Source organism: Nocardia sp. PE-7 (assembly GCF_030486425.1).
In the GTDB taxonomy this organism is placed as follows: Bacteria; Actinomycetota; Actinomycetes; order Mycobacteriales; family Mycobacteriaceae; genus Nocardia; species Nocardia salmonicida_A.
In genome coordinates this window covers 1,595,724-1,617,558 of sequence record NZ_CP129614.1, presented here as the reverse complement: position 1 = coordinate 1,617,558, position 21,835 = coordinate 1,595,724, and the positions used below count along the sequence as shown (strand labels likewise).

The window sequence follows — 21,835 nt, the reverse complement described above, 5'->3', positions numbered from 1 at the left end:
TCGGTGTCACACCGGAAGCTCGATTCGGTGTCACCCCGGCGTGAATCGCCGGTGGATCACAAGCCGACCGGTAGGCTTGCCAAGCGGATAATCGGATAGCGGACACACCCGAGAGGGGTGGATTCTGTGCACGATGCGGGGTACTCGGATCGGGTCGCCGGCGTGCTGGTCGGTACCGCCGCCGGTGATGCGCTGGGGGCAGGCTACGAGTTCACGCACCCGGGGCCGGACACGGTGATCGACATGATCGGCGGCGGGATCTTCGACTGGGCGCCGGGCGAGTGGACCGACGATACGTCGATGGCCGTCGCCGTGGCGGTAGCCGCGACCAGTGGGCCGGGAATCGATCTCGACGCGGTCGCGGCCGGGTTCGTCTCCTGGTACGACTCGAAGCCGCCCGATATCGGCAACCAGACGCGAAACGTGTTGTCCGCGAGGCCTTCCTCCGCGCTGGACATGCAGGCCGTAGCGATGTCGCTCACCGGCCGAACCGGCGGAAACGGCTCGCTGATGCGGACCGCGCCGGTCGCGCTGGCCTATCTCGACGATGCCGCCGAATGCGTCGCGGCGGCGGGCCGGGTCGGGCTGCTCACGCACTACGACGAGAACGCTGTCGAGGCGTGCAAGCTGTGGACCTACGCGATCCGGCATGCCGTCCTGAACGCCGATTTCGACGGGGTTCGCGAATACGTCAGCGGCTCATCGCAATCCGCGTATTGGACCGACCGTCTCGACGAGGCGGAGAAGGGCACGCCCGCCGACTTCCCGAACAACGGCTGGGTGGTGCACGCCCTGCAGACCGCGTGGTGGGCGATCACGAGCACCGATCAGTCGACGCCCGAACACCTTCCGCTCGCCTTGGAGATGTGTGTCCGCGCCGGAAACGACACCGACACCACCGCGGCCATCGCGGGCGGCCTCCTCGGCGCCCGCTGGGGCGCCTCGGCCGTCCCCGCCCGCTGGCGCGGCCTCCTCCACGGGTACCCCGGCCTCACCGGCGCCGACCTTCCCGATCTGGCCCTGCGGATCGCCACCAACTCCCGCTGACGCGGGGCAGCCGATCACCGCCGTGGTGGCGGCCCGCATTCGGCGATGCTCACCTGACAGCGTGGTTGTCGAACGTCCTCCGGCTACCAGGCGGTGATCGTCGGACCGGGGGTCCAGGTGCCCCAACGGTTTTCGGAGTCGACGGTGACCTTCGCGGGGCCTGCGGTGGTGTCGAGGGGCAGATACTGCTCGAGGGAGCCCCAGTCCCTGTCCCAGTCGTTGTTCAAGTACGTCGGCAGGGTGCGGGCGGTGAACAGGAGTTGGGTCCAGCCGAGCGGGCCACCACCGTCGTGGCCCTGCCACAGGTTGGTGATGGTGGCGCCGTTGCGGTCGGGCAGGATGCGGTATTCGGGCAGTTCGGCGATGCCGTTGTAGGTCGGCATCTGGTTCTGGCACGGGAAGTGCAGTCCCACAGCCCAATCCAGCAGGACCGGGGCCGTGCGGCCGACGACCGCGCTGAGCGTGGTGGTCTGCGGCATGCGCGGCGGGGTGAGCGCCAGCCACTGGTCGGCGCCGAGATCCTTGTCGGCGGCGACCAGCCGCACGACGCTGGTGTCCGAGGGCAGCTGATCCATCGGGACCCGCAGATTGCGCCACATCGGCGCCGGGCCGATATCGGTCGGCGCGATCTGGCCGGTCACGGTGACGGTGCCGTCGGCCGCGGCGGTGCCGTATTCGACGGCCAGTTCCTGGCCGGGGTGGACGATGCCGTCGGCGTCGACCGAGCGGATCCGGCCTGCCACCGACATCGCCAGCAGCGGGCCGCGCGGGCCGTCCGGCAGGCGGAACCAGCCCGTTGTCAGCGCGGCGGGTTCCTGGGCGCCGGAGCGGTAGCTACCGAGGACGGGGGTGGTCGCGGGGTCGAGACCGAACGGCAGTTGCAACGAGCCCTGCCGCGATTCCGAACCCGCCGAGGTCGAGGCGTCGCGCAGCTTGTCGGGATCGTCGGACACCGAATTCGCTTGGCCGGTGGTCGATTCCACCTCGTCGGAGGTGAGCACCGGCGCGACGCCGTCGGCCCGGAAGCCGGTGGAGTCGGTGCCGTTCATCGTGGTGGTCAGGTCACCGGACAGCGGCGCGAGCATCGAGGCGTTCGGGTCGGTTTCGACCAGAACCTCGTCGGCCATCCCACACCCGCCGGAGAAGGCCGCGGACAGGTTGGAACCGGCGAGGGAGTACGCGGGGTACTGGGAGACGGTGGCCTTGGCGAAGGAGGCCACTTCGAACAGCACCATCACCGCGGCGGCGACGGCAAGGACGGGCGTCCCGGCGAACCGTCCCACCTCGGTCTTCGGATTCGGGTTCGGATGGACGTGGAACCACGCCGCCACCGCGAGCGCCAGCAGGGTCAGACCGACGAACACGGTCGAGACGCCGTAGCCCGCGACGGTCGGCGGCTTGTCCCACCAGGGGATTCCCCACGAGGAGACGTACCAGTACCCGTTGGCGCCGACCCAGGTCATGGCGAGGGTGAAGAAGATGCCCGCGGCGAACAGCGCGCGATTGCGCAACGGCCGCAGCACATCCGAACTCACCGCGACGGCCGTGACCGCGGCGACACAGGTGGCCAGACCCGCGAACACACCGAACTGGTGGGTCCACTTCGTCGGCGAGAACATCATCAGCACCATGGCGGCGAGGGTGATGCCCAGCATGCGCCGGACCGGGCCGACCGCGGTGCCGGGGATGTGGCCGCCGCGGCGCAGCATGACGGCGGTGCAGACGATCAGGCCGATCAGCATCACGAAGACACCGAATCGCCTGGTCAGCCAGCCGTCGGCGTTGAGCTGCAGCAGATACTGGTAGCGCAGGAATTCGAAGAACCAGGATTCCCCCGGCCCGATCACGCTGTGCACGGCGAACATCTCCCGCACGCCGGCGAAAGTCCGGTCGGCGAAGACGACGGTGAGCACCACCGCGCCCGCGGCCAGGATCGGCAACAACTGCGCCGCGTAGCCCACCGACTTCGACCGCCGCACGATGATCGCGGTGACCACGCGCGCACCGGCCACCAGCGCGCCGAGGCAGATCAGGCCCGACGGTGCGCCCGTGAGGGTGAACGCGGCCACGATCACCGCGACGGCGAACGGCACGAGTCGCCGGGTCGCGATCGCGCGTTCGACCGAGACCCAGGTGACCAGAACACCCAGCGCGACAACGAATTCCGCCCGCAGACCATTGTTGTAGGGCAACCAGAAGGCGAGGAAGACGAAGGCTGCGGTCCAGGTGGCGACGCGTTCGCGACGCACGGCCACGCCGAGGCGCGGCAGCACTTCGCGGCTGATCAACCACCAGGTGAGCACGCCCGCGCCGAGGGCGGGCAGCCGAACCAGCGGGCTGACTGCGGAGATGTGGGTGAGCCAACCGATGATGTCGACGTAGGGGGTGTAGAACGGGCCCTCGTCCACGCTGAACCAGCGGTAGTAGTTGGACATGTTGCCCGAGCTGCGCGCACCCCTGGCCATGCCGAGGATGTAGCCGTCGTCGGAGGTGTTGGCGCCGATGAAGTGCCAGACGACCAGCACCGAGAACACCAGCCAGTCGACCGGGCGCAGCCGCCACCAGCGCTGCGGCAGGAATCGGCGCGCGGAGCGACCGTCGAGGGCGTCGAGGCGGTGGAGGGCGAACAGCGAAATGGCCGTGGCCAGCAGGCACAGCACGATCGCGGCCAGTTTGGGCCAGGTCGGGGACGACGTGTAGCGGGCGTCGACGTCGACGCGCACCGCGAGGTCCGCGGGTGCGGCGCCGGTCAGCTCACTGAACACGCCGACGACTTGCGGACGCAGATCGGCTGCCACGGCGGCGCCGTCACCGAGACCTGTTGTGGTGACCGTGGATTCCTGCGGAGTGATCGCGATCGTCAGCGCGCAGGATCGGTCCAGCACGTCGGCGAGCGGAGCCGTCCATATCAGGGTCGAGCGGGAGACCACATCCACGCGGCCGGGGCGTTCGGCGGTATCGGCGACCACCTTCACGACAAAGCCGTACTTCTCCATGTCCGCCGACTGACGCGGCACGGTGGAGACAGCGACACCGCCGGTTGCGGCCAGCGAGCTCAACGAGGCACACGGCACCGTCGCCGACAGCGCGGCGGGCGCGTAGGCGACGAGCGGGGATTCGACCGCGGCGGGCGAACCCTGCTGGGGCCACGACACCGTCGCGGCGTCGACCCGCACGGGCAGGAACGGGATCACCGCGGCACTGAGAATGCCGATCAGACCCGCGACGATCGCGACGATGCGCGCCCACCCCGGGCGAGCTCGTCGCGCGGGCCCCGAAACATCCTTGGGCGGATGCCCCTGCCGCACGATCGTCTCTACCACGGGGCCCGATAGTAGCCGCGCCACCGACAGCAGGCGAAACACCGTCTCGTCTCGCACGCGAAAGCCCCGTCCGGAAACATCCGAACGGGGCTGGAGCGGGAGGATCAGGGGCAGGCGACCGAGGTCTGACCCAGGTTGGTCATCATGCCGCAGGCCCACGACTTCTGGACCTTCCACTTGCCGTCCTCGGCCACGAACGGCACGTCGACGACATTGGTCTGACCGTTGACGGTGAAGTTGGCCTTGGCGTTGACGCTGTCGCCGAAGGAGGTCACCTCGGTGACCTGCACCTGAACATTGGCGTCCGAAGCGGCCTGGGCCAAGCGGTTCGGCAGCTCGGGATCGGCCTCGCCACCCTGCACGAAGTCCAGCTTCTGATCGTTGGGGACCGCCGGATCCAACGCGGTGGTGAGCTGCTCGTTCAGCTGCTCCACGGTCGGCACGGGGGGCAGGTTCGCCGCCGCCGAGGCCGAAGCCTTCGCGCTGCTGGTGACCTTGGCGGCGGGCTTGTCACCCTTGTCGTCGCTGCACGCGCTCAGGCCGAGGGCGGCGACCACGGCCAGTCCGGCGATCGCTACACGTCCGGTCGTACGAAGCTTCAACTGCTCGTCCTTTGCGTTCGAGGTGGGAGTGGTTCCATCGCGGTAGCCGAGGCTACTCGCTCACGTGAGACTGGCGAGCGGATCAGCCCGTGTCAGCCCCGTGTCGTCGGCTGGAAAGGTACGCGCCGCGCCGGGACCTGTCGAACTGGTCTCGAAACGCACGGTCACCACGCCGTACCCCGCACCCTGCACCCAGCCGTGCCCGAACTCCGGGTGACTCACGTCCATACCCGGAAACCACAGTCCCACAGGCAGATTCGGCTGATCCTCCGGCGACGGCGGTGGCGGGTCCTCGACTGTGCCGACATCGGCGGGTACCGCCTGATCCAGTTCGGGGAACAGCGATTCCTGGCGCACCAGCGACAGTCCGCCGTACCCCACACCGACGAGGCGGATCGGGCCGAGCTCAGCGGGATCGATCGCCGAGCGTTGCGCGGCCGCGGCCAGGGTGGTCAAGTCGGCGGTGGCGTAGGGCAGCGTGAACGACCTGGTCACGATGGCCATGTCCGACTTCTTGAGTTTGAGGACCACGGTGCGGGCGGCGCGGCCGTCGCGTTCGAGCCTGCGATGCGCCGACGCGGCCATCGCCGTGACAGCGGCACGCAGGTCGGCCATGGTGACGATGTCGCGCTCGTAGGTGTTCTCGGCGCTGATCTGCTTGGCCTCGGCGCGTTCGGTGACCGGGCGGTCGTCGATCCCGCGCGCGAGCCGGTGCAGGGCCGCGCCCATGCTGCCACCGAGGGTCGAGACGGCCTCCGACTCCGGCAGTGCGGCGAACGCGCCGACCGTCTCGATACCGAGGCTGCGCAGCCTCGCCTCGGCCACCGGACCGATTCCCCACAGTTTGCGCACCGGCAGCGCGGCGAGCAGCTCGCCCTGTTCCGAGGGTGAAATGACCCGCATCCCATCGGGTTTGGCCAGGCCGGAGCCGATCTTGGCGAGTTGTTTCCCGGTCGCCGCCCCGATCGAGGCGGTGAGCCCGGTCTGCGCCCGCACCAGCGCGCGCAGCATCGCGCAGTAGTCCTCGACCTGCGCGACACTCGCGCCCGCCAATTCGGCCGGTTCGGCGAAGGCCTCGTCGAACGACAGCGTCTCGAGCACCGGAACACAGCTGCGCAACGCGTCGAACACCTGCGCGCTCAACACCGAGTACAACGCGCCACGCGGCGGCACGACCACCGCCGACACGCCGATCAGGCGCCGGGCTTGATGCATCGGCATGGCCGAGCGCGCGCCGTAGACCCGGGCCTCGTAGCTGGCCCCCGCGACGACACCGCGCTGCGTCGCGCCGCCGACGAGGACCGGGCGCCCGCGCAGGGTGGGTCTGGTCAATTGCTCTACCGAGGCGAAGAAGGCGTCCATATCGATGTGCAGCACCCAGCGACGGGCGGTGACCGCCGCATCGGGCCTGGCCGGAGCCCCGGCGGCAGGGGTGTGGGTGCTCACGAGGCGCAATCTACGCCGGGCGACCGACAAATTCCTCGAGCACATTGCCAGCCGTCGCACACAGATCACACAGCCGAATATGTGATGATCGGGAGATGAAGATCCGCAAGGCTGTCATTCCGGCGGCGGGCATCGGCTCCCGGCTGCTCCCGCTGACCAAGGCGACGCCGAAGGAGATGCTGCCGGTCGGGGACAAACCGGTGATCGAGCACACGGTGCGTGAGCTGGTGGCCTCCGGGATCACCGACATCACCATCGTCGTGAGCAGCGGCAAGTCGCTGATCCAGGATCACTTCCGGCCGAATCCGGCGCTGGTGGCGCAGCTGCGCGCCGACGGCAAGTCCGCCTACGCCGATGCCGTGGAGGAGGTGGGCGAGCTCTCCCGCGAGGGTCACATCACCTACCTCGACCAGCACGGCCCGTACGGCAACGGCACGCCGGTGCTCAACGCGGCGCGCCACCTCGGCGACGAACCGATGCTGGTGCTGTGGCCCGACGACGTGTTCGTCGCCGAGGTACCGCGCGCCCAGCAGCTGATCACCGCCTACGAATCGACGGGGTGCCCGGTGTTGGCACTGCTGCCGATGTCGCCGGGCGAGTCGCAGCGCTACGGCGTGCCGGTGGTGCGCGAGGACCTCGACGACGGACTGCTGCGCATCTCCGGCCTGATGGAGAAGCCCAAGCCCGAAGACGCGCCGTCGGCCTTCGCGGCGATCGGTGGGTATGTCGTGACGCCGGGCATCATCGATGAGCTGCGTACCCAGACCGAGAACTGGTACACCCACCAGACCGGCGAGGTGTACCTGACCGACGCGATCAACAACTACGCCGCCGAGCACGCGGTGTACGGCCAGGTGATCCAGGGCCGCTGGTACGACACCGGCAACCCGGCCGACTACCTGGTGGCCCAGTTCGCCTCGGCCCTCGCCCATCCCGAATACGGCCCGCTCTTGCGTCAGCTGGTGGACGAGAACTAGAACCTTCTGATCGCGTAGATGTCGAATTCGCGCAGCGGGCGCAGGCCGACCGGGACGCCCCAGTCGTGGGCGTCGAGGAGTTGGCCCATGCCCGCGTAGATACCGACATGGGAGCCGTCGCCGTTGAGGATGACGACGTCGCCGGGTGCCAGACCGCCGAAAGTCACCGGGAGGCCGACCTTGGCCTGCTCCCAAGTGGTGCGCGGCAAATTGACCCCGACCTGCCGGAACGCCCACTGGACCAGCGCCGAGCAGTCCCAGGAGTGCGGGCCCATGGCGCCCCACTCGTAGGGTTTGCCGAGCTGGGTCATGGCGGCGGTGAGTGCGCCGATACCGGTGGCGCTGGGAAACGGAATCATGCCGGAGCCGCTGGAACTCCCCGACGATGATCCCGACGAGCCCGAGCCCGACGAGCTACCCGGCTGCGAGAGAGCGGGACCGGCGAGGGTTGCTGTCGTGGTGACGGTGGCGACGAAGCCGAAGGCCAACCGTCTCAGGATTTTTCGCTTCATGTGCGCGCCCTTCCTCACGGCCGGGAGCTGGGCTTCCGGCTGGTCGGCTATCGGGCGGCATCGCCTGATCCTCGGGTGAGCCACCCACTGATCCGGTGTCGCGCCGGGATGTCACCATCACCGGCGCGGCACCGTTTCCACAGGACAATCATCACGAGCAGTCACTGTCGCCTCAGCGGTTCCATGCGCATCAGCAGCAACATCACGATTGTGCCGGACGGGCTCGCGGATGTCATCAACTTCAGCAACTTTCCAGCATATATTTGAGAACGCTCAGGCGATGTGAACCAATGCCGCCCGGATGCCGGCGCGCACCGTGTCGCTGTCACCGACACCGCCGCTGATGGTGACGCCGTCGCGGGTGAGCAGCAGGGCGCGGGCCGCGTCGTCGGGGGCGGGATGGCCGCCCGCACGCAGGTGCTCAGCCATCAGTTCGCGAAACCAGGCGCGATACTCGTCGACGACGCGACGCACCGGGTGTTGCGGGTCGGGGAATTCGACGGCGGCATTGAGAAAGGGGCAGCCACGGAAGCCCGGGCCGCAGCTGATGTCACGGAGAGTGTCGAAGATGGTGGTGATGGTGGTGAAACCTTCACCCGGCACCGACTCCAGCGCGTCGCGCTGACGGGCGTATTCGCGCTGCAAATAGGCGACCACCAGATCTTCTTTGGTCTTGAAGTGCCGGTAGAACGTGGCCTTGGCGATACCCGCCTCGGCGATGATCCGGTCGATGCCCACCGTGTGGACACCCTCGGTATAGAACAACCGGGTTGCCGTGTCGAGTAGCCGTTCACGAGCCGCACTCATCGCCTGACCTGTGTCCTTTCCGGGATTCAGCGCTTCCTCTTGACGATACCAGACAGGTCTGTCTACTCTGGGGAACACAAGCGAACAGACAAGTCTGTCTAGGAGGACAACATGGCACCCCTCTACACCGCGGTCGCAACCTCGGTCGGCCGCGACGGCCGTTCCTACACCGATGACGGCGTCCTCGATCTGACGCTCGCCCGCCCCAAGGAGATGGGCGGCGACGGCGCGGGCACCAACCCGGAGCAGCTCTTCGCGGCGGGCTACTCGGCCTGTTTCGCCAGTGCGCTGCAGTTGGTCGCCAAGCGGATGAAGCTCGACGCCGACGATGCCTCGGTGACCGCCGAAGTCGGCCTGAACGCACTCGAGGGCGGCCGGTTCGGACTCTCGGTCGTGCTGCGCGTGGAACTGCCCGAGCACCTGCACAACGAGCAGGGGCAGCAACTCATCGAGGCCACCCACCAGGTGTGCCCGTACTCCAACGCCACTCGGGGCAATATCCCGGTGGAACTGGTTGTCGAGTAACCGCATCGACGCGAAAAAGGGCGGGACCAGCTGGTCCCGCCCTTTCGCTGTCGCGAAGTCCTAGGCCTTCGCGACCGACACCTTCACACCGCCTGTGATCTCGGCGGCATCGGCACCGGCGTCACCGAAGGTGAGTGCGGTGGCGAGGATTTCCCCGGCGATCAGGTCGCGGTGGGTCGCGGCCCACTCCGCCCGTTCGGCGGGCACATCCAGGACCACACTGATCCGGTCGGACACCTCCAGACCTTGCGACTTGCGGGTTTCCTGCAGGTCGCGGATCAGGTCTCGGGCCCAGCCCTCGGCCTCGAGCTCCTCGGTGACCACCGAGTTCAGCACCACCAGGCCGGCATTGCCGGGCAGGGCGGCGGTGGACTCGGGTTCGGCGGCCACCAGACGCTGGGTGTACTCCTCCGGCAGCAGGGTGATTCCGGCGGCGGTGACGACGCCGTCGGCGGATTCGCTCCACTCCCCCGCCTTGACGGCCTTGATCACCGTCTGGACCTGCTTGCCGATGCGCGGGCCCGCGGCACGCGCGTTGACGACCAGCTCGAACCGGCCGTGCGCGGAGACGTCGGTGGTCAGGTCGACCAACTTGACGTTGACCTCGTCGGCGATCAGCTCGGTGAACGGCGCGAGCCGCTCGGCATCGGCCGCGGCGATGGTGACCTCGGCCAAGGGCAACCGCACCCGCAGGTTCTGCGCCTTACGCAGACTCAGCACGGTGGAGCAGACCACCCGCACCTCGTCCATCGCGGCGACGAGTTCGGCATCGTGCGGCAGCTCGGACTCCGCCGGCCAGTCGGTGAGGTGCACCGAGCGCTCGCCGGTGAGCCCACGCCAGATGACCTCGGTGAGGAGCGGCAGCAGCGGCGCCGCGAGGCGGGTGACCACTTCCAGCACCGTGTGCAGGGTGTCGACCGCGTCGCGATCCTCGGACCAGAAGCGCGAACGCGACCGGCGCACATACCAATTGGTGAGCGCGTCGGCGAACCCACGCAACTCGTCGGCGGCACCGGCGATGTCGTAGGTCTCCAGCGCCTCGGTGACCACGTCGCGGGTGACCGCGAGCTTGGCGAGGATGTAGCGGTCGAGCACGTTCGGCGAATCCGTGCGCCACACACCGGGCTTGGAGGCGTAGAGCTGCAGGAACGTCCACGCGTTCCACAGCGGCCGCATCGCGTGGCTCACGCCCTCGCGGATGCCGCGCTCGGTGACGATGAGGTTGCCGCCACGCAGGATCGGCGAGCTCATCAGGAACCAGCGCATGGCGTCGGAGCCGTCGCGGTCGAAGACCTCGTTGACGTCGGGGTAGTTGCCCTTCGACTTCGACATCTTCAGACCGTCGTCACCGAGCACGATGCCGTGCGCGGCCACGGTTTTGAACGAGGGCGAGTCGAAGAGTGCGGTAGAGAGCACGTGCAGCGTGTAGAACCAGCCGCGGGTCTGCCCGTTGTACTCGACGATGAAATCGCCGGGGAAGTGGCTGTCGAACCACTCCTTGTTCTCGAACGGGTAGTGCACCTGGGCGTAGGGCATCGAGCCCGATTCGAACCAGCAGTCGAGCACCTCGGGCACCCGGCGCATGGTCGAGTTCCCGGTCGGGTCATCGGGATTGGGCCGGGTGAGCTCGTCGATGTGTGGGCGGTGCAGGTCGGTGGGGCGCACGCCGAAGTCGGCTTCGAGCTGGTCCAGCGAACCGTAGACGTCCACCCGCGGGTAGGCCGGGTCGTCGGAGACCCAGGCCGGGATCGGGCTGCCCCAGTAGCGGTTTCGGCTGATGTTCCAGTCGCGCGCACCTTCGAGCCACTTGCCGAACTGGCCGTCGCGGATGTGCTCGGGCACCCAGCTGATCCGCTGGTTGAGCTCGACCATCCGATCGCGGAACTTGGTGACCGCGACGAACCACGACGGCACGGCCATGTAGATCAGCGGCTGACCGGAGCGCCAGCTGTGCGGGTAGGAGTGCTCGATCGTCTCGTGCCGCAGCAGCTTTCCGGCGGCCTTGAGGTCCTTGATGATCACCGGGTTGGCGTCGAACACCATCAGGCCCTCGTACGGCGGCACCATCGAGGTGAACTTGCCCGCCGGATCGAGTGGCTGGACGATCTCGATGCCGTTGGCCGAGGCGACGTCCATGTCCTCTTCACCGAACGCCGGTGCGAGGTGGACGATTCCGGTGCCGGAGTCGGTGGTGACGTAGTCGGCGGTGAGCACGCGGTGCGAGTTCGGGTGGCCCACGAAGAAGTCGAACGGCGGGGCGTAGGACAGGTCGGCCAGCGCCGCGCCGTCGTACTCGCCGAGCACCTCCGGCTCCTCGCCCAGTTCGCGGCTGTAGTGCGAAAGACGCTCGGCGGCAAGCAGATAGCGCTTGTCATCGGCGCCGCGCACGTGCACGTAGCGCACGTCGGGGTGCACGGCGATCGCGAGGTTGGACGGCAGGGTCCACGGCGTGGTGGTCCAGATCAGCGCGTTCGCGCCGTCCAGCGCGGCGAGGGGGTGCTCGGCGGGGACGGACAGGCGCATGTCGACGGTGACCGCGGGGTCCTGACGCATCTTGTACGCGTCGTCGAGGCGGGTCTCCTGGTTCGACAGCGGCGTCTGCTCGTACCAGCTGTAGGGCAGCACGCGGAAGCCCTGGTAGATCAGCCCCTTCTCGTGCAGCGACTTGAACGCCCACATGACCGACTCCATGAAGTCGAGGTCGAGGGTCTTGTAGTCGTTGTCGAAGTCGACCCAGCGGGCCTGGCGGGTGACGTAGTCGCGCCACTCACCGGTGTAGCGCAGCACCGACGACTTACAGGCGGCGTTGAACTCGGCCAGCCCCATCTCCTCGATCTGAGCCTTGTCGGTGATGCCGAGCTGCTTCTCGGCTTCGATCTCGGCGGGCAGGCCGTGGGTGTCCCAGCCGAAGCGGCGATCGACTTTCTTGCCGCGCATGGTCTGGAAGCGCGGGATCAGGTCTTTGACGTAGCCGGTCAGCAGGTGGCCGTAGTGCGGCAGACCGTTCGCGAAGGGCGGACCGTCGTAGAAGACGAACTCACCCGCACCGTCGCGGTTGTCGATGCTGGCGCGGAAGGTGTCGTCGCGGGCCCAGTAGTCGAGCACCTGGGTTTCGAGCTCCGGGAACGTCGCGCCCGCAGCCGCGCCGAAATCGACCCGGGGGTATGCGCTACCGGTAGTTGTCTCGTCCGCCATCGCGGATTGCTCCTCGTGCCGCCGCGCCGTGAGCGCGGAATGTGGGCACGGGGACGATGTCGGCGCCGGTGCGCCGTACCGCGGTACCACCCCGTTTGCTCGCGCTGTCCCTCGCCGGGGAGCGGCACGAGCCTCTCGTTGTGTGAGCTGTGACGGGCTCACCCGTTCGGTTCTACTGAGCGCCGCGCGCCGTTCTTCCGAAGGCTCCCCGGTGATAGCCGGATCGGCGCCATGTGTAGTTCGATTCTAACCGGGTGCGTCCAGTCGATATTCCGCGCCCAGTCAGTTCCGCCGGGCGTGTCGACCGGGTGGGACCGGTTCGTTCTCGGGTTTTCGGCTGGTCAGCGCGCTCACGAGCAAACTCGCGGCACCGACGACACAGATCAGAATGCACCCCCACGCCCATACCACCGAACCGGTGGCGAGCGCCGCGACGAGCAGTGCGAAGCCGATCGCCGCAAGAACAAGCGTCAAGACGAGCATGGTGACTCCCAAGCCAACCGAGCAGCCCGACGATAACTGGGCATTCCCGAATCACGCGACGCGCTGCGTCGCGCGACTCGGGAACCAGTTTACTTGCCGCCCTTGGCGAAGGAAGCGGGAGCCAGACTGTTGGCCGAACCGTTGGTCTCGCCCGCGAACTCGCCGCCGTCGACCGGCACGGCCGACCCACGGTTCTCGAGCTCTTCCAGCTGCGATTCCAGGTAGGACTTCAGGCGCACGCGGTACTCGCGCTCGAAGGTCTTGAGCTGCTCGATACGGCTTTCCAGCACCGTGCGCTGCTGGGTGATGGTGGCCATGATCTCGGCGTGCTGACGCTCGGCGTCGGCGGTGAGCGCCTCGGCCTTGTCCTTGGCCTGCCGGATCTGGGTGTCGGAGCGGTTCTGCGCGTCGGCCAGCATCGCGTCGGACTTCTGACGCGCATCGGCGATCATCGCTTCCGAACGGGTGCGGGCGTCGCCGACCAGTCGCTCGGAGTTTGCTCGCGCGTTGGAGAGCAGTCCCTCGGCCTCGGTCTTGGCGTCGGTGGTGAGGCGGTCCGCCATCTCCTGCGCCAGGGTGAGCACCTTCGCGGCCTGCATGTTCGCGTCCGGGCCGCTGTTCTGCACCGGCGCCGCGACGGGCATCGGGGCGGGCGGCGCGACCGGGACCGGCTGCGGAACAGGTTCCGGCGCGGGAGGAGGTACCTGCTGCACGGGCGCCTTGACGGCGCTGACCGGGGCAGGTCCGCGGTTGTTCTTGGCGTCGGCCAGCTCGGTGTCGAGTTCGGCGACCCGCTGACGCAGGTCGGCGTTCTCCTCGATCAGGCGCGAAAGCTCCTGTTCGACGAGATCCAGGAAGGCATCGACCTCGTCCTCGTTGTAGCCGCGCTTACCGATCGGCGGTTTGCTGAACGCGACGTTGTGCACATCGGCAGGAGTCAGCGGCATCGAAGGATCCCTTCACGCGTCTTTTGGAGAACTAGCAAGCGGTCTACTCGTTTCATTGTGTCACACGGAGGTCACGGGCTGACCGAGCCTACCCACGATCGACATCAGGATGAAGACGAGGAAGAGCAGGACCATTATCGAAAGATCGAGACGAATCCCCCCAAGATTCACAGGAGGTATCAACCGCCTCAGCAGTTTCACCGGAGGGTCGGTAACAGTGAAGATCACCTCTAGGACGATCACCACTACACCAGTCGGGCGCCAGTCGCGCGCGAAACTGCGAATGAACTCGACGATCACCCGACTGATGAGCAACAGCCAGAAGATGAAAAGCACGAGGTACAGAACCGCGAACAGGGCCACGGCTTCACTCTGCCGCAAAATCGGCAGTGCGCAAAATGGCCGCGCCGCGCAGTGCGCGGGCGGCCATCTCGGTATCGGGTGCGCGTTGTCTATTTCTGGTTGTAGAAGCCGTTTTCGGCGATGCGGCGGCGTTCTTCCGCTGATACGTCGACGTCGGCCGGTGAGAGCAGGAACACCTTCGTCGCGACCTTGTCGAACGAACCACGCAGTGCGAAAGCGAGTCCGGCCGCGAAATCGACCAGCCTTTTGGCATCGGCATTGCTCAGGTCGACCAGGTCCATGATGACCGGATTCCCCTCACGGAACCGTTCACCGATGATCCTGGCCTCGCCGTAGTCGCGTGGACGCAGCGTGGTGATCTTGGACAAGGGACCTCCGTCCTCGAAGATCCCAGGACGCCGCGCGGGCGCGGGCTCGGGGCGCATGCGCTCCTCCAGCCTGCGCTCCTCGGCGTCGGGATCGACCGCGAGCGCACCACGAGTGGAGCCGCGCATACCGGGTGCGACACCGCCTGCCCGGAAGGACCGGCCCGACGACGGTGCCGTTTCGATCCTGGTGGGGCGACGCGGCGTCTCATAGCGATCGTCGGCGTAGGTGTCGGCGACATAGTCGTCACGACGCGCCTGGTAGGCCGACTTGTACGCCGGCTGTGGGAAGTCGTCGGCCTCGTCCTCGAAACGGTCGGAGCCGTACCGGTCTTCGGCATAACGGTCGTAGCCGCGCGGACGGACGCGACCCGCGCGCTCCTCCGCGCCGCGAGGGGCATGATCGTCGACGTAGTCGTCTTCGTACTCATCGAGCGGAACCATGCCGAAGTACGCCTTGAACTTATGCAGGGTACTCATCTGGTCGACCTTCCTTCGGCCCCGGTGGCGGCCGGGTGTTGAAGTTCTTGCTCAGCGCCTCTTCAGCCCAATCGTATGTGTCGAATGTGACTGGTGAGGTTTCTTTGCTACGCCGAGGTTATCGGTCGCGCGCCCATCAAGGCGGTTCCGACACGCACACACGTCGAACCGTGTTCGACCGCAATCTCCAAATCACCCGACATACCTGCAGAAAGGTCGGTGGCGTCGGCGTGTTGCGCAAGCAGCGAAGTGTGCAATGTCGCAAGATTCGCAAACGACACATCACTCGGGGCGTCAAGGGGCGGAATCGCCATCAGACCGGCCAGATGCAAGCCGGGCGCCTTCGCTACCAGGTCGGCCAGGGAGAGCAGATCCGCCGGTGCGACACCCCCGCGTCCGGGGTCGGCGTCCAAGCTCACCTGCAGCAGCACCCGCAGCGGCGCGATACGCTCGCCGGCTGCCAGTGCGTCCTGCGCGGCACGGTCGAGAGCGTTTGCCAGCCGTTCGCTGTCGACCGAAGCCACGGTGTGCGCCCACCGCGCCACCGCGCGTGCCTTGTTGCGTTGTAAACGGCCGATCATGTGCCATTCGACGTCGTCGTAGCCGAGCTGATCGACCTTCGCGGAGGCTTCCTGCTCGCGGGACTCGCCGAATTCGCGGCGGCCGAGGGCGTGCAGGATGGCGACATCGGTGGCGGGAAAGAACTTCGTCACCGGGAGCAGACTGACCGAACCCGCCGGGCGACCCGCCGCTTCGACGGCGGCGTCGATGCGGGCGAGCAGGCCGTCGAGACGAGCTGAGAGCTCCGCGGCGCGTCCCGTTTCGGTCACGCGGCCGAGTCCATCCAGATCACGCCGGCGATGCGGCCGGTGGGGGCGCCGCGGCGGTGGCTGAACAGGGTTTTGTCCTCGATGGTGCAGCGTGGGTCAACCGCGATTCCGCTGACACCCGCCTCGGTGAGCTGTCGGCGGATACCCGCCCGCAGGTCGAGGCCGGGGGTCTTGCGAACGGTGGTGGTCGCGCTGCCGGGGAGGTGTGCTTCGACGTCGGCGCGCATGGCGGCGGGGACTTCGTACTGGCGACCCGAGGCGGCGGGGCCGAGGAAGGCGCCGATGCGGTCGATCCGGGCGCCGACCGAGACCATCGCCTCGAGCACGCGCGGCACGATGCCGATCCGGGCGCCGATGCGCCCCGCGTGGACGGCGGCGATGACGCCCGCCTCGTCATCGGAGAGCAGGATCGGCACGCAGTCGGCCGTGAGCACCACCAGCGCCAGTCCCGGCACGGTGGTGACCAGTGCGTCGGTCACCGGTACCGGTTCGGCGCGCGGGCCGTCGACGATCTCGACGGTGCGCCCGTGCACCTGCTCCATCCACACCAACCGATCAGGGGTGAGGCCGATGCCTTCTGCCAGCCGAACCCTGTTGCGACGCACAGCTTCCGGATCGTCACCGACGTGGTCGCCCAGGTTGAACGAATCGTAGGGCGCGGCGGAGAAGCCACCGGCGCGAGTGGTGGTCACCCGGCGAACGGTCACGGTAGGAGGTGCGGAAGTCATGTGGTCGAGCGTAGTGCCGTGGTGAGGTCGCGCGGTCCACGCCCGGGGTGACGTCGGTCAACCCGGGTACGAGGTCCGCCGGTCATGCCGACGAATCGGCGCCGTCGAGATCGCCGAGCCTGCGGGCGATGCCCGCGCGGCCGGTCAGTCCCAGTTTGCGCAGGACCCGGCCGAGATGGTCCTCGACGGTGCGCGGACTGAGGTAGAGGTGCTCGGCGATGGCCTTGTTCGTGTGGCCGTGAGCGGCCAGCTCGGCGACCTCGCGCTCACGCCTGGTCAGGGCGGCGGGCGCGCCGACTCGCTGGGCGCCTGCGAGCCGACGCTGCGCGGTCGTCACCTCGTCGAGCAGGCGAACGGCGCCGGTCTCGGTGAAAGCCGCACGGGCGGCGGCGAATCGGCTGGTCGCCTCGCCGAAATCACCGCGTCTGCCCGCGATCGCACCGGCGAACAACTCGGCTTGCGCACGGTTGACCACCATCCCGGCACGCGCGAACGCCGCGATCGCCATCTCCGCCGCCGCGGCGGCCGCTGCGGTATCACCGATGGCCGCCGCGTAGTCGGCGCGTGCCAAGGCTGCCGCGCCGACCTGGCTGCCGAGTCCTTCGCCTGCCCGACTCGGCGGCGCTGCATCCGACACCGCGGGGTCGCCGGTGCGACAGGAGACGAGTGTCGGCTCGATGCCTGCGTTCGAGCGCTCGTCCGCGGCCGATGGCGACTCCGCGTCCACCGACGCGTCACCGACCGGGGCAGATGCGTCGGGGATGCGGGTAGGGCGGGCGCTCTGGGTGGTGGCAGTCGCCGCGGCGGCGGCCTCGGCTCGGGTGATCAAGGTGTCGGCGGTCGAGAGATCGCCGATGACAATCGCGGCGTGGGCCGCTCGGGCGAGGTGGGTCGGGTGGAGGGGACCCGGTCGGTCCTCGGTCGGCATCGGGCCGGGGAGGGCTCGGGCGGTATCGGCGAGGGTTGTCTCCACGACTTGTCGCCACCAGCGCATGGTGGGGCGTGGGAGGGCGGCGACGGTGTGCCACTGGGCGGCGACCGCTTCGGGCGCAGCGGTCAGTTGCAGGGTGCGCAGTTTCAGTGCGCCGGCGAAAGAGAGCAGGTCGGGGTAGTGGAAGGTGGTCGCGGCATCGGTGGCTTCGTCGGCGGCCGCGATGGCGTCGTTGAGACGGCCGAGTTTGGCCAGGCAGTAGGCACGGACAGTATGGAGTTCGGCCAGGGCGTAGGTGCGGCCGAAGCGTCGGCTCACCGCGATCGCGCGATCCAGCTGACGTAGGCCGCTCGCGTCGCGGTCGAGGAAGTACGCGCACCAGCCGAACACGGGAGCGGCGTGGACTACTTCGCGCAGTGCGGCGTCGGTGAGCCGGCCGAAGGCCCGGTCGCAGGGATCGTAGAGCTGTGCTGCCTCGACGATTCGCGCGTCGGCGAGCAGCCCGAGGCAGCGCAGAGCGGTCGCGGCGGCGCGCACAGCCGGGTCGTCGATGGCATCGGAGTCGAACAGGGCGGTGAGGCGGTCTCGGCCTTCGGAGTCCTGGTGGTCCTGCATTTCCAGGATCGCGAGTTCCAGTTGCACCGGTCCGTCACCGGGTCGGCGGGGCAGGGTCGCACCGTGGGCGAGCAGTGTTCGTGCCTGATCGATGCGCCCGAGCATGCGCGCGCAGCGGGCCGACAGCAGCAGCGCCTCCAGTTGGTGCCTGCCCGTGGTGGCCGCCGCCGGCTCGAGCGTCTCCCCCGCCTGCGCGGCCGCACCGGACAGCAACTGGGCCCGGCCGAGTGCCAGCGCCTCGGCGAGCGGGTCGTCGGTCGCGGGGGCGACGCGGGCGGCGGCCGAGAGCCAGCGCGCGCTCGCCGCCGGTGCGTCGGCGAGCACCTGTTCGGCGGCCAGTCGTAGTTCGGCGCCCGCGATCTCGTCCGCGCCGAGCAGGGCGTGCTCGAGATGGCGTGCGCGCGAGGGCATCGACGCGTCGCGGGCGCGCAGTGCGAGGGCGGCCCGGCGGTGGGCCATCGCACGCCATGCGTGGCCGGAAACGCGATAGGCGGCGGTGCGGATCAGCGGATGGGCGAACGTCACCGCGCCGTCGCCCACACCGACCACGCCGCGCCCGACCAGGCCGTCCACCGCCGCGACCACCACGGACTCCGTCAGGGCGGCTGTCGCGCACAGCAGTTCGAAATCGGGTGGAACCCCGCACACCGCGATGGCCTGCGCGACCAGCCGCTCGGTTTCCGGGAGTTGGGCCAGTTCGGCGCGGATCGTCCGATCCAGCGCCGCGAAGTCGTTCGACGCGGGGTCGGGTTCCTCGCCGCGCAGCGCCCGGTCCAATTCGCGGTCGGGTAGATCGGCGAGCAGCGTCAGATACAGCGGATTGCCATGGGAGGCACTCAGCAGTCGGGCCCGTCGGCGCGGATCCTCGCCCGGCAGCAGACCGTCGACATCGGCTTCGGTGAACGGCGGAACTCGCACCTGCACGGTCCGCACCCGCGGCGCCCGCACCGACCGGGCGATCGACGGCGGGCAACCGCCTTCGCGGAAGGCGAGCAGCAGCCGGAATCCGCGCACGGGGCGGTTGCGAATCAGAAAGTTCAGCAACCGCAACGATTCGAGGTCCGACCATTGGAGATCGTCGACGACGAGCAGGGTCTGCTTCGCGCCCAGCTCGCGTCGCACCCGGCGAGCCAGGTCGGCACCGTCCGGTGACGATGCCACGATCTCGCTGCTGTCCGGCATGCCTGCCTGTGGTGCGGCCGACGCCTCGTCCGAGCTCTCGTCCAGCTGCTCGACGATGTCGTCGGCGAGGTAGCGCGGCTGGGCCCTGGCGTCTTCGGTGCCGGTGACCATCAGCACTCGACAGTGGGCGGCGCCGACGAACTCGGCGATCAAGCGGGACTTGCCGATTCCGGCCGGACCGTCGACCAGCAGCAACCAGGGCGCGTCGGGGCCGGTGAAAGTCGTGGTCAGTGCGGCGAGTTCGGCGGCGCGGCCGACGAAAGCGCGTTCGAACATGACACTCCGTACCTCACTGGCGAAATCGGCCGTGCACGGCCGGATCAGAGCATAACGGTGCCACCGACCCGGAATTACCGTGGTTTCCCGGATGCTCGGCGGCCCGGGGTGAGGTTGGGTGATCGGGGCCTACACCGCCGAAGGGTCCGCGGTGAGGTTCTGCAGAAAGAAGGTTCGCATGACGTTCACCGGCAAGGGCATGGTTTCACGCTTCTCGCTCGCACTGCTGGCGGTCACGGCACTCGGTGCCGCGGGTTGCTCGGCCATCGACAAGGTCTCCGACGTGGCCAAGGACGCGAGCAAGTCCGACACCGCCCGCTCGAAGGTCGGTGAGTGCATCAACGTGATCTCGGCGTCGATGATCGACTCCAAGACCGAGCCGGTCGCCTGCTCGGCCGAGAACGCCGTCTACCAGGTCGTGCAGGTCCACGACAAGAAGGTCGAGTGCCACGAGGACTACACCTCCTACGAGGAGACCTTCGGCAGCGGCGGCACGGTCGCGTTCCTCTGTCTCGCCCCGAATTTCACAGAGGGCAGCTGTTACAACGAGGGCATGATGACCGGCTACAAGTTCGTGCCGTGCACCGCCTCCGACGCCAGCTTCAAGGTCGTCAGCCGCGTCGACGGTCAGGTCGACGAGCAGCTGTGCGGCGAGGACGCCGACCAGGTGCTCGTGGTCAATGATCCGAAGATCACCTATTGCCTGGGCAGCGCCAAGGGCTGATCCCGCGCACAACGCGAAAGCGCCCGGACTCGACAGGAGTTCGGGCGCTTTCGTGTCTGCGCATGCTTATCGACGCATGAAGTCCGGGACGTTGATCTCGTCGTCGTCGTCGCCGTCGTGCACTTCCGGGTTGTTGACGCGGTTCATGGCCGCCTCCGTCACCCGCTGACGCTCCGACTCCCGGTACCGCTCGGTATCGCGGTAGTTCGGCGCCGCGGCCCGACCACCGGACACCCCGGCCGTGGCGGGCTCGGTGGGACGCGACGGCGCCTCGGACGGACGTCCTTGGCCGATCTCGCCCGCACGGCCCGAACCGATCGGGTTCGCCCCGGTGCGGCTGCTGGTAACCGTGCTGGTCTCGGTATTGCGTCGAGACGGGCCGCCACCGTCGAAACCCGCGGCGATGACGGTGACGCGCACCTCGTCGCCGAGCGAATCGTCGATGACCGTACCGAAGATGATGTTGGCCTCGATGTGGGCCGCCTCCTGCACCAGCGAGGCCGCCTCGTTGATCTCGAACAGGCCGAGATCGGAACCGCCCGCGATCGAGAGCAGCACGCCGTGCGCACCATCCATGGAGGCCTCGAGCAGCGGCGAATTGATCGCCGTCTCGGCCGCCTTCACCGAACGACCCTCACCACGCGCCGAGCCGATGCCCATGAGCGCCGATCCGGCACCCGACATCACGCTCTTGACGTCGGCGAAGTCGACGTTGATCAGACCGGGGGTGGTGATCAGGTCGGTAATACCCTGGACACCGTTGAGCAGCACCTCATCCGCGGAGCGGAAGGCGTCCATCAGACTCACCGCCGCGTCGCCCAGCTGCAGCAGCCGGTCGTTCGGAATGACGATGAGGGTGTCGCACGACTCGCGAAGTAGGTTGATCCCTACTTCGGCCTGGTTCCCGCGCCGCTTGCCCTCGAAAGAGAACGGCCGGGTGACGACCCCTATAGTCAGGGCGCCCAACTTGCGGGCGATACTCGCGACGACAGGGGCGCCACCGGTACCGGTGCCACCTCCCTCGCCCGCCGTGACGAAGACCATGTCGGCGCCCTTGAGCACCTCTTCGATCTCGTCCTTGTGGTCCTCGGCGGCCTTGCGACCGACTTCCGGATCGGCTCCGGCTCCGAGTCCTCGGGTGAGTTCGCGGCCGACATCGAGTTTGACGTCGGCATCGCTCATCAGCAGGGCTTGCGCGTCGGTATTGACCGCGATGAACTCGACTCCCTTGAGTCCTTGTTCGATCATTCGGTTGACGGCGTTCACGCCGCCGCCGCCGATACCGACGACCTTGATCACTGCAAGGTAGTTGTGCGGGGGCGTCATGGGCTCTCGCCTTCCTTCGATCTTAAACCCTCAACCTCAACCATAGGGTTGGCGTTATGTCAAGTATCCGACTGCTGCGGAACGCTATTCGCAGCCACTGCGATCGCGGCGCAGGCGCGCCGAGATGAGAGCCAGAATCTTGTGCCACAAA

Annotated in this window: 18 protein-coding genes; 4 read left to right on the top strand and 14 right to left on the bottom strand. The window is 68.1% G+C overall.

Annotated features, from left to right (window positions below; all coding sequences use genetic code 11):
* Window positions 1-117: 117 nt before the first annotated feature.
* Window positions 118-1,047, top strand: coding sequence for an ADP-ribosylglycohydrolase family protein (locus tag QX204_RS07575; protein WP_301905845.1), 930 nt, complete (start codon window positions 118-120; stop codon window positions 1,045-1,047).
* Window positions 1,048-1,130: 83 nt separating this feature from the next.
* Here QX204_RS07575 and QX204_RS07570 read toward each other — a convergent pair whose 3' ends face one another.
* The 3 genes from QX204_RS07570 to QX204_RS07560 all read right to left on the bottom strand — a co-directional run bounded on the left by QX204_RS07570 (window position 1,131) and on the right by QX204_RS07560 (window position 6,334).
* The gene (locus QX204_RS07570) at window positions 1,131-4,370 is read right to left on the bottom strand and encodes an arabinosyltransferase domain-containing protein (RefSeq protein WP_301905844.1); all 3,240 of its coding nucleotides are present in this window, start codon (window positions 4,368-4,370) and stop codon (window positions 1,131-1,133) included.
* Between the two features lie 104 nt (window positions 4,371-4,474).
* The gene (locus tag QX204_RS07565) at window positions 4,475-4,972 is read right to left on the bottom strand and encodes a WKL family lipoprotein (RefSeq protein WP_301905843.1); all 498 of its coding nucleotides are present in this window, start codon (window positions 4,970-4,972) and stop codon (window positions 4,475-4,477) included.
* Window positions 4,973-5,032: 60 nt separating this feature from the next.
* Window positions 5,033-6,334, bottom strand: a complete 1,302-nt coding sequence (locus tag QX204_RS07560) for a DNA polymerase IV (RefSeq protein WP_301907945.1) — start codon at window positions 6,332-6,334, stop codon at window positions 5,033-5,035.
* A gap of 179 nt (window positions 6,335-6,513) precedes the next feature.
* On the opposite strand from QX204_RS07560, the gene QX204_RS07555 reads away from it, so the two are divergent.
* Entirely contained in the window at window positions 6,514-7,395 is an 882-nt protein-coding gene (locus tag QX204_RS07555; protein WP_063005376.1) for a UTP--glucose-1-phosphate uridylyltransferase, read from the top strand.
* On the opposite strand, the gene QX204_RS07550 is transcribed toward QX204_RS07555, so the two are convergent.
* Together QX204_RS07550 and QX204_RS07545 are read right to left on the bottom strand one after the other, a co-directional pair.
* Window positions 7,392-7,907 (bottom strand): NlpC/P60 family protein, encoded by a 516-nt coding sequence (locus QX204_RS07550; RefSeq protein ID WP_301905842.1) that lies wholly within the window; start codon window positions 7,905-7,907, stop codon window positions 7,392-7,394. The genes QX204_RS07555 and QX204_RS07550 overlap by 4 nt on opposite strands.
* A gap of 273 nt (window positions 7,908-8,180) precedes the next feature.
* Window positions 8,181-8,714: a TetR/AcrR family transcriptional regulator gene (locus QX204_RS07545; protein WP_301905841.1), complete on the bottom strand. Its 534-nt coding sequence runs from the start codon at window positions 8,712-8,714 to the stop codon at window positions 8,181-8,183.
* A gap of 111 nt (window positions 8,715-8,825) precedes the next feature.
* Here QX204_RS07545 and QX204_RS07540 point away from each other — a divergent pair, with 111 nt between their 5' ends.
* The gene (locus QX204_RS07540; RefSeq protein WP_301905840.1) at window positions 8,826-9,239 is read left to right on the top strand and encodes an organic hydroperoxide resistance protein; all 414 of its coding nucleotides are present in this window, start codon (window positions 8,826-8,828) and stop codon (window positions 9,237-9,239) included.
* A 60-nt stretch (window positions 9,240-9,299) separates the two neighbouring features.
* Here QX204_RS07540 and ileS read toward each other — a convergent pair whose 3' ends face one another.
* The 8 genes from ileS to QX204_RS07500 form a co-directional block, all read right to left on the bottom strand.
* Entirely contained in the window at window positions 9,300-12,434 is a 3,135-nt protein-coding gene (gene ileS / locus QX204_RS07535) for an isoleucine--tRNA ligase (protein WP_301905839.1), read from the bottom strand.
* Between the two features lie 282 nt (window positions 12,435-12,716).
* Entirely contained in the window at window positions 12,717-12,917 is a 201-nt protein-coding gene (locus QX204_RS07530; protein WP_056816428.1) for a hypothetical protein, read from the bottom strand.
* A gap of 89 nt (window positions 12,918-13,006) precedes the next feature.
* Window positions 13,007-13,864: a DivIVA-like cell division protein Wag31 gene (locus QX204_RS07525; protein ID WP_301905838.1), complete on the bottom strand. Its 858-nt coding sequence runs from the start codon at window positions 13,862-13,864 to the stop codon at window positions 13,007-13,009.
* A gap of 60 nt (window positions 13,865-13,924) precedes the next feature.
* A complete protein-coding gene (locus QX204_RS07520) occupies window positions 13,925-14,227 on the bottom strand; it encodes a YggT family protein (RefSeq protein ID WP_056816435.1) in 303 nt (100 codons plus the stop codon).
* 89 nt (window positions 14,228-14,316) lie between these two features.
* Entirely contained in the window at window positions 14,317-15,072 is a 756-nt protein-coding gene (locus QX204_RS07515; protein WP_301905837.1) for a cell division protein SepF, read from the bottom strand.
* 107 nt (window positions 15,073-15,179) lie between these two features.
* Window positions 15,180-15,902 carry a YggS family pyridoxal phosphate-dependent enzyme gene (locus QX204_RS07510; RefSeq protein WP_301905836.1) on the bottom strand — a complete coding sequence of 241 codons (723 nt, stop codon included), beginning with the start codon at window positions 15,900-15,902 and terminating at the stop codon, window positions 15,180-15,182.
* Window positions 15,899-16,630, bottom strand: coding sequence for a peptidoglycan editing factor PgeF (gene pgeF, locus QX204_RS07505; protein ID WP_301905835.1), 732 nt, complete (start codon window positions 16,628-16,630; stop codon window positions 15,899-15,901). Before pgeF ends, QX204_RS07510 begins: the two co-directional genes overlap by 4 nt.
* A gap of 82 nt (window positions 16,631-16,712) precedes the next feature.
* On the bottom strand, window positions 16,713-19,634 hold the full coding sequence (locus QX204_RS07500; protein ID WP_301905834.1) for a helix-turn-helix transcriptional regulator: 2,922 nt from the start codon (window positions 19,632-19,634) through the stop codon (window positions 16,713-16,715).
* 178 nt (window positions 19,635-19,812) lie between these two features.
* On the opposite strand from QX204_RS07500, the gene QX204_RS07495 reads away from it, so the two are divergent.
* Window positions 19,813-20,358, top strand: a complete 546-nt coding sequence (locus tag QX204_RS07495; RefSeq protein WP_301905833.1) for an LppU/SCO3897 family protein — start codon at window positions 19,813-19,815, stop codon at window positions 20,356-20,358.
* Window positions 20,359-20,424: 66 nt separating this feature from the next.
* On the opposite strand, the gene ftsZ is transcribed toward QX204_RS07495, so the two are convergent.
* Complete coding sequence (ftsZ, locus tag QX204_RS07490) at window positions 20,425-21,684, bottom strand: cell division protein FtsZ (RefSeq protein ID WP_301905832.1); 1,260 nt, start codon at window positions 21,682-21,684, stop codon at window positions 20,425-20,427.
* Window positions 21,685-21,835 lie beyond the last annotated feature (151 nt).

Bases quoted from the DNA above. Each gene is read 5' to 3' on its own strand.
- QX204_RS07560 (WP_301907945.1), bottom strand. From the start codon at position 6,334: ATGGACGCCTTCTTCGCCTCGGTAGAGCAATTGACCAGACCCACCCTG.
- QX204_RS07555 (WP_063005376.1), top strand. From the start codon at position 6,514: ATGAAGATCCGCAAGGCTGTCATTCCGGCGGCGGGCATCGGCTCCCGG.
- QX204_RS07550 (WP_301905842.1), bottom strand. From the start codon at position 7,907: ATGAAGCGAAAAATCCTGAGACGGTTGGCCTTCGGCTTCGTCGCCACC.
- QX204_RS07545 (WP_301905841.1), bottom strand. From the start codon at position 8,714: ATGAGTGCGGCTCGTGAACGGCTACTCGACACGGCAACCCGGTTGTTC.
- QX204_RS07540 (WP_301905840.1), top strand. From the start codon at position 8,826: ATGGCACCCCTCTACACCGCGGTCGCAACCTCGGTCGGCCGCGACGGC.
- ileS (WP_301905839.1), bottom strand. From the start codon at position 12,434: ATGGCGGACGAGACAACTACCGGTAGCGCATACCCCCGGGTCGATTTC.
- QX204_RS07530 (WP_056816428.1), bottom strand. From the start codon at position 12,917: ATGCTCGTCTTGACGCTTGTTCTTGCGGCGATCGGCTTCGCACTGCTC.
- QX204_RS07525 (WP_301905838.1), bottom strand. From the start codon at position 13,864: ATGCCGCTGACTCCTGCCGATGTGCACAACGTCGCGTTCAGCAAACCG.
- QX204_RS07515 (WP_301905837.1), bottom strand. From the start codon at position 15,072: ATGAGTACCCTGCATAAGTTCAAGGCGTACTTCGGCATGGTTCCGCTC.
- pgeF (WP_301905835.1), bottom strand. From the start codon at position 16,630: ATGACTTCCGCACCTCCTACCGTGACCGTTCGCCGGGTGACCACCACT.
- QX204_RS07500 (WP_301905834.1), bottom strand. From the start codon at position 19,634: ATGTTCGAACGCGCTTTCGTCGGCCGCGCCGCCGAACTCGCCGCACTG.
- QX204_RS07495 (WP_301905833.1), top strand. From the start codon at position 19,813: ATGACGTTCACCGGCAAGGGCATGGTTTCACGCTTCTCGCTCGCACTG.
- ftsZ (WP_301905832.1), bottom strand. From the start codon at position 21,684: ATGACGCCCCCGCACAACTACCTTGCAGTGATCAAGGTCGTCGGTATC.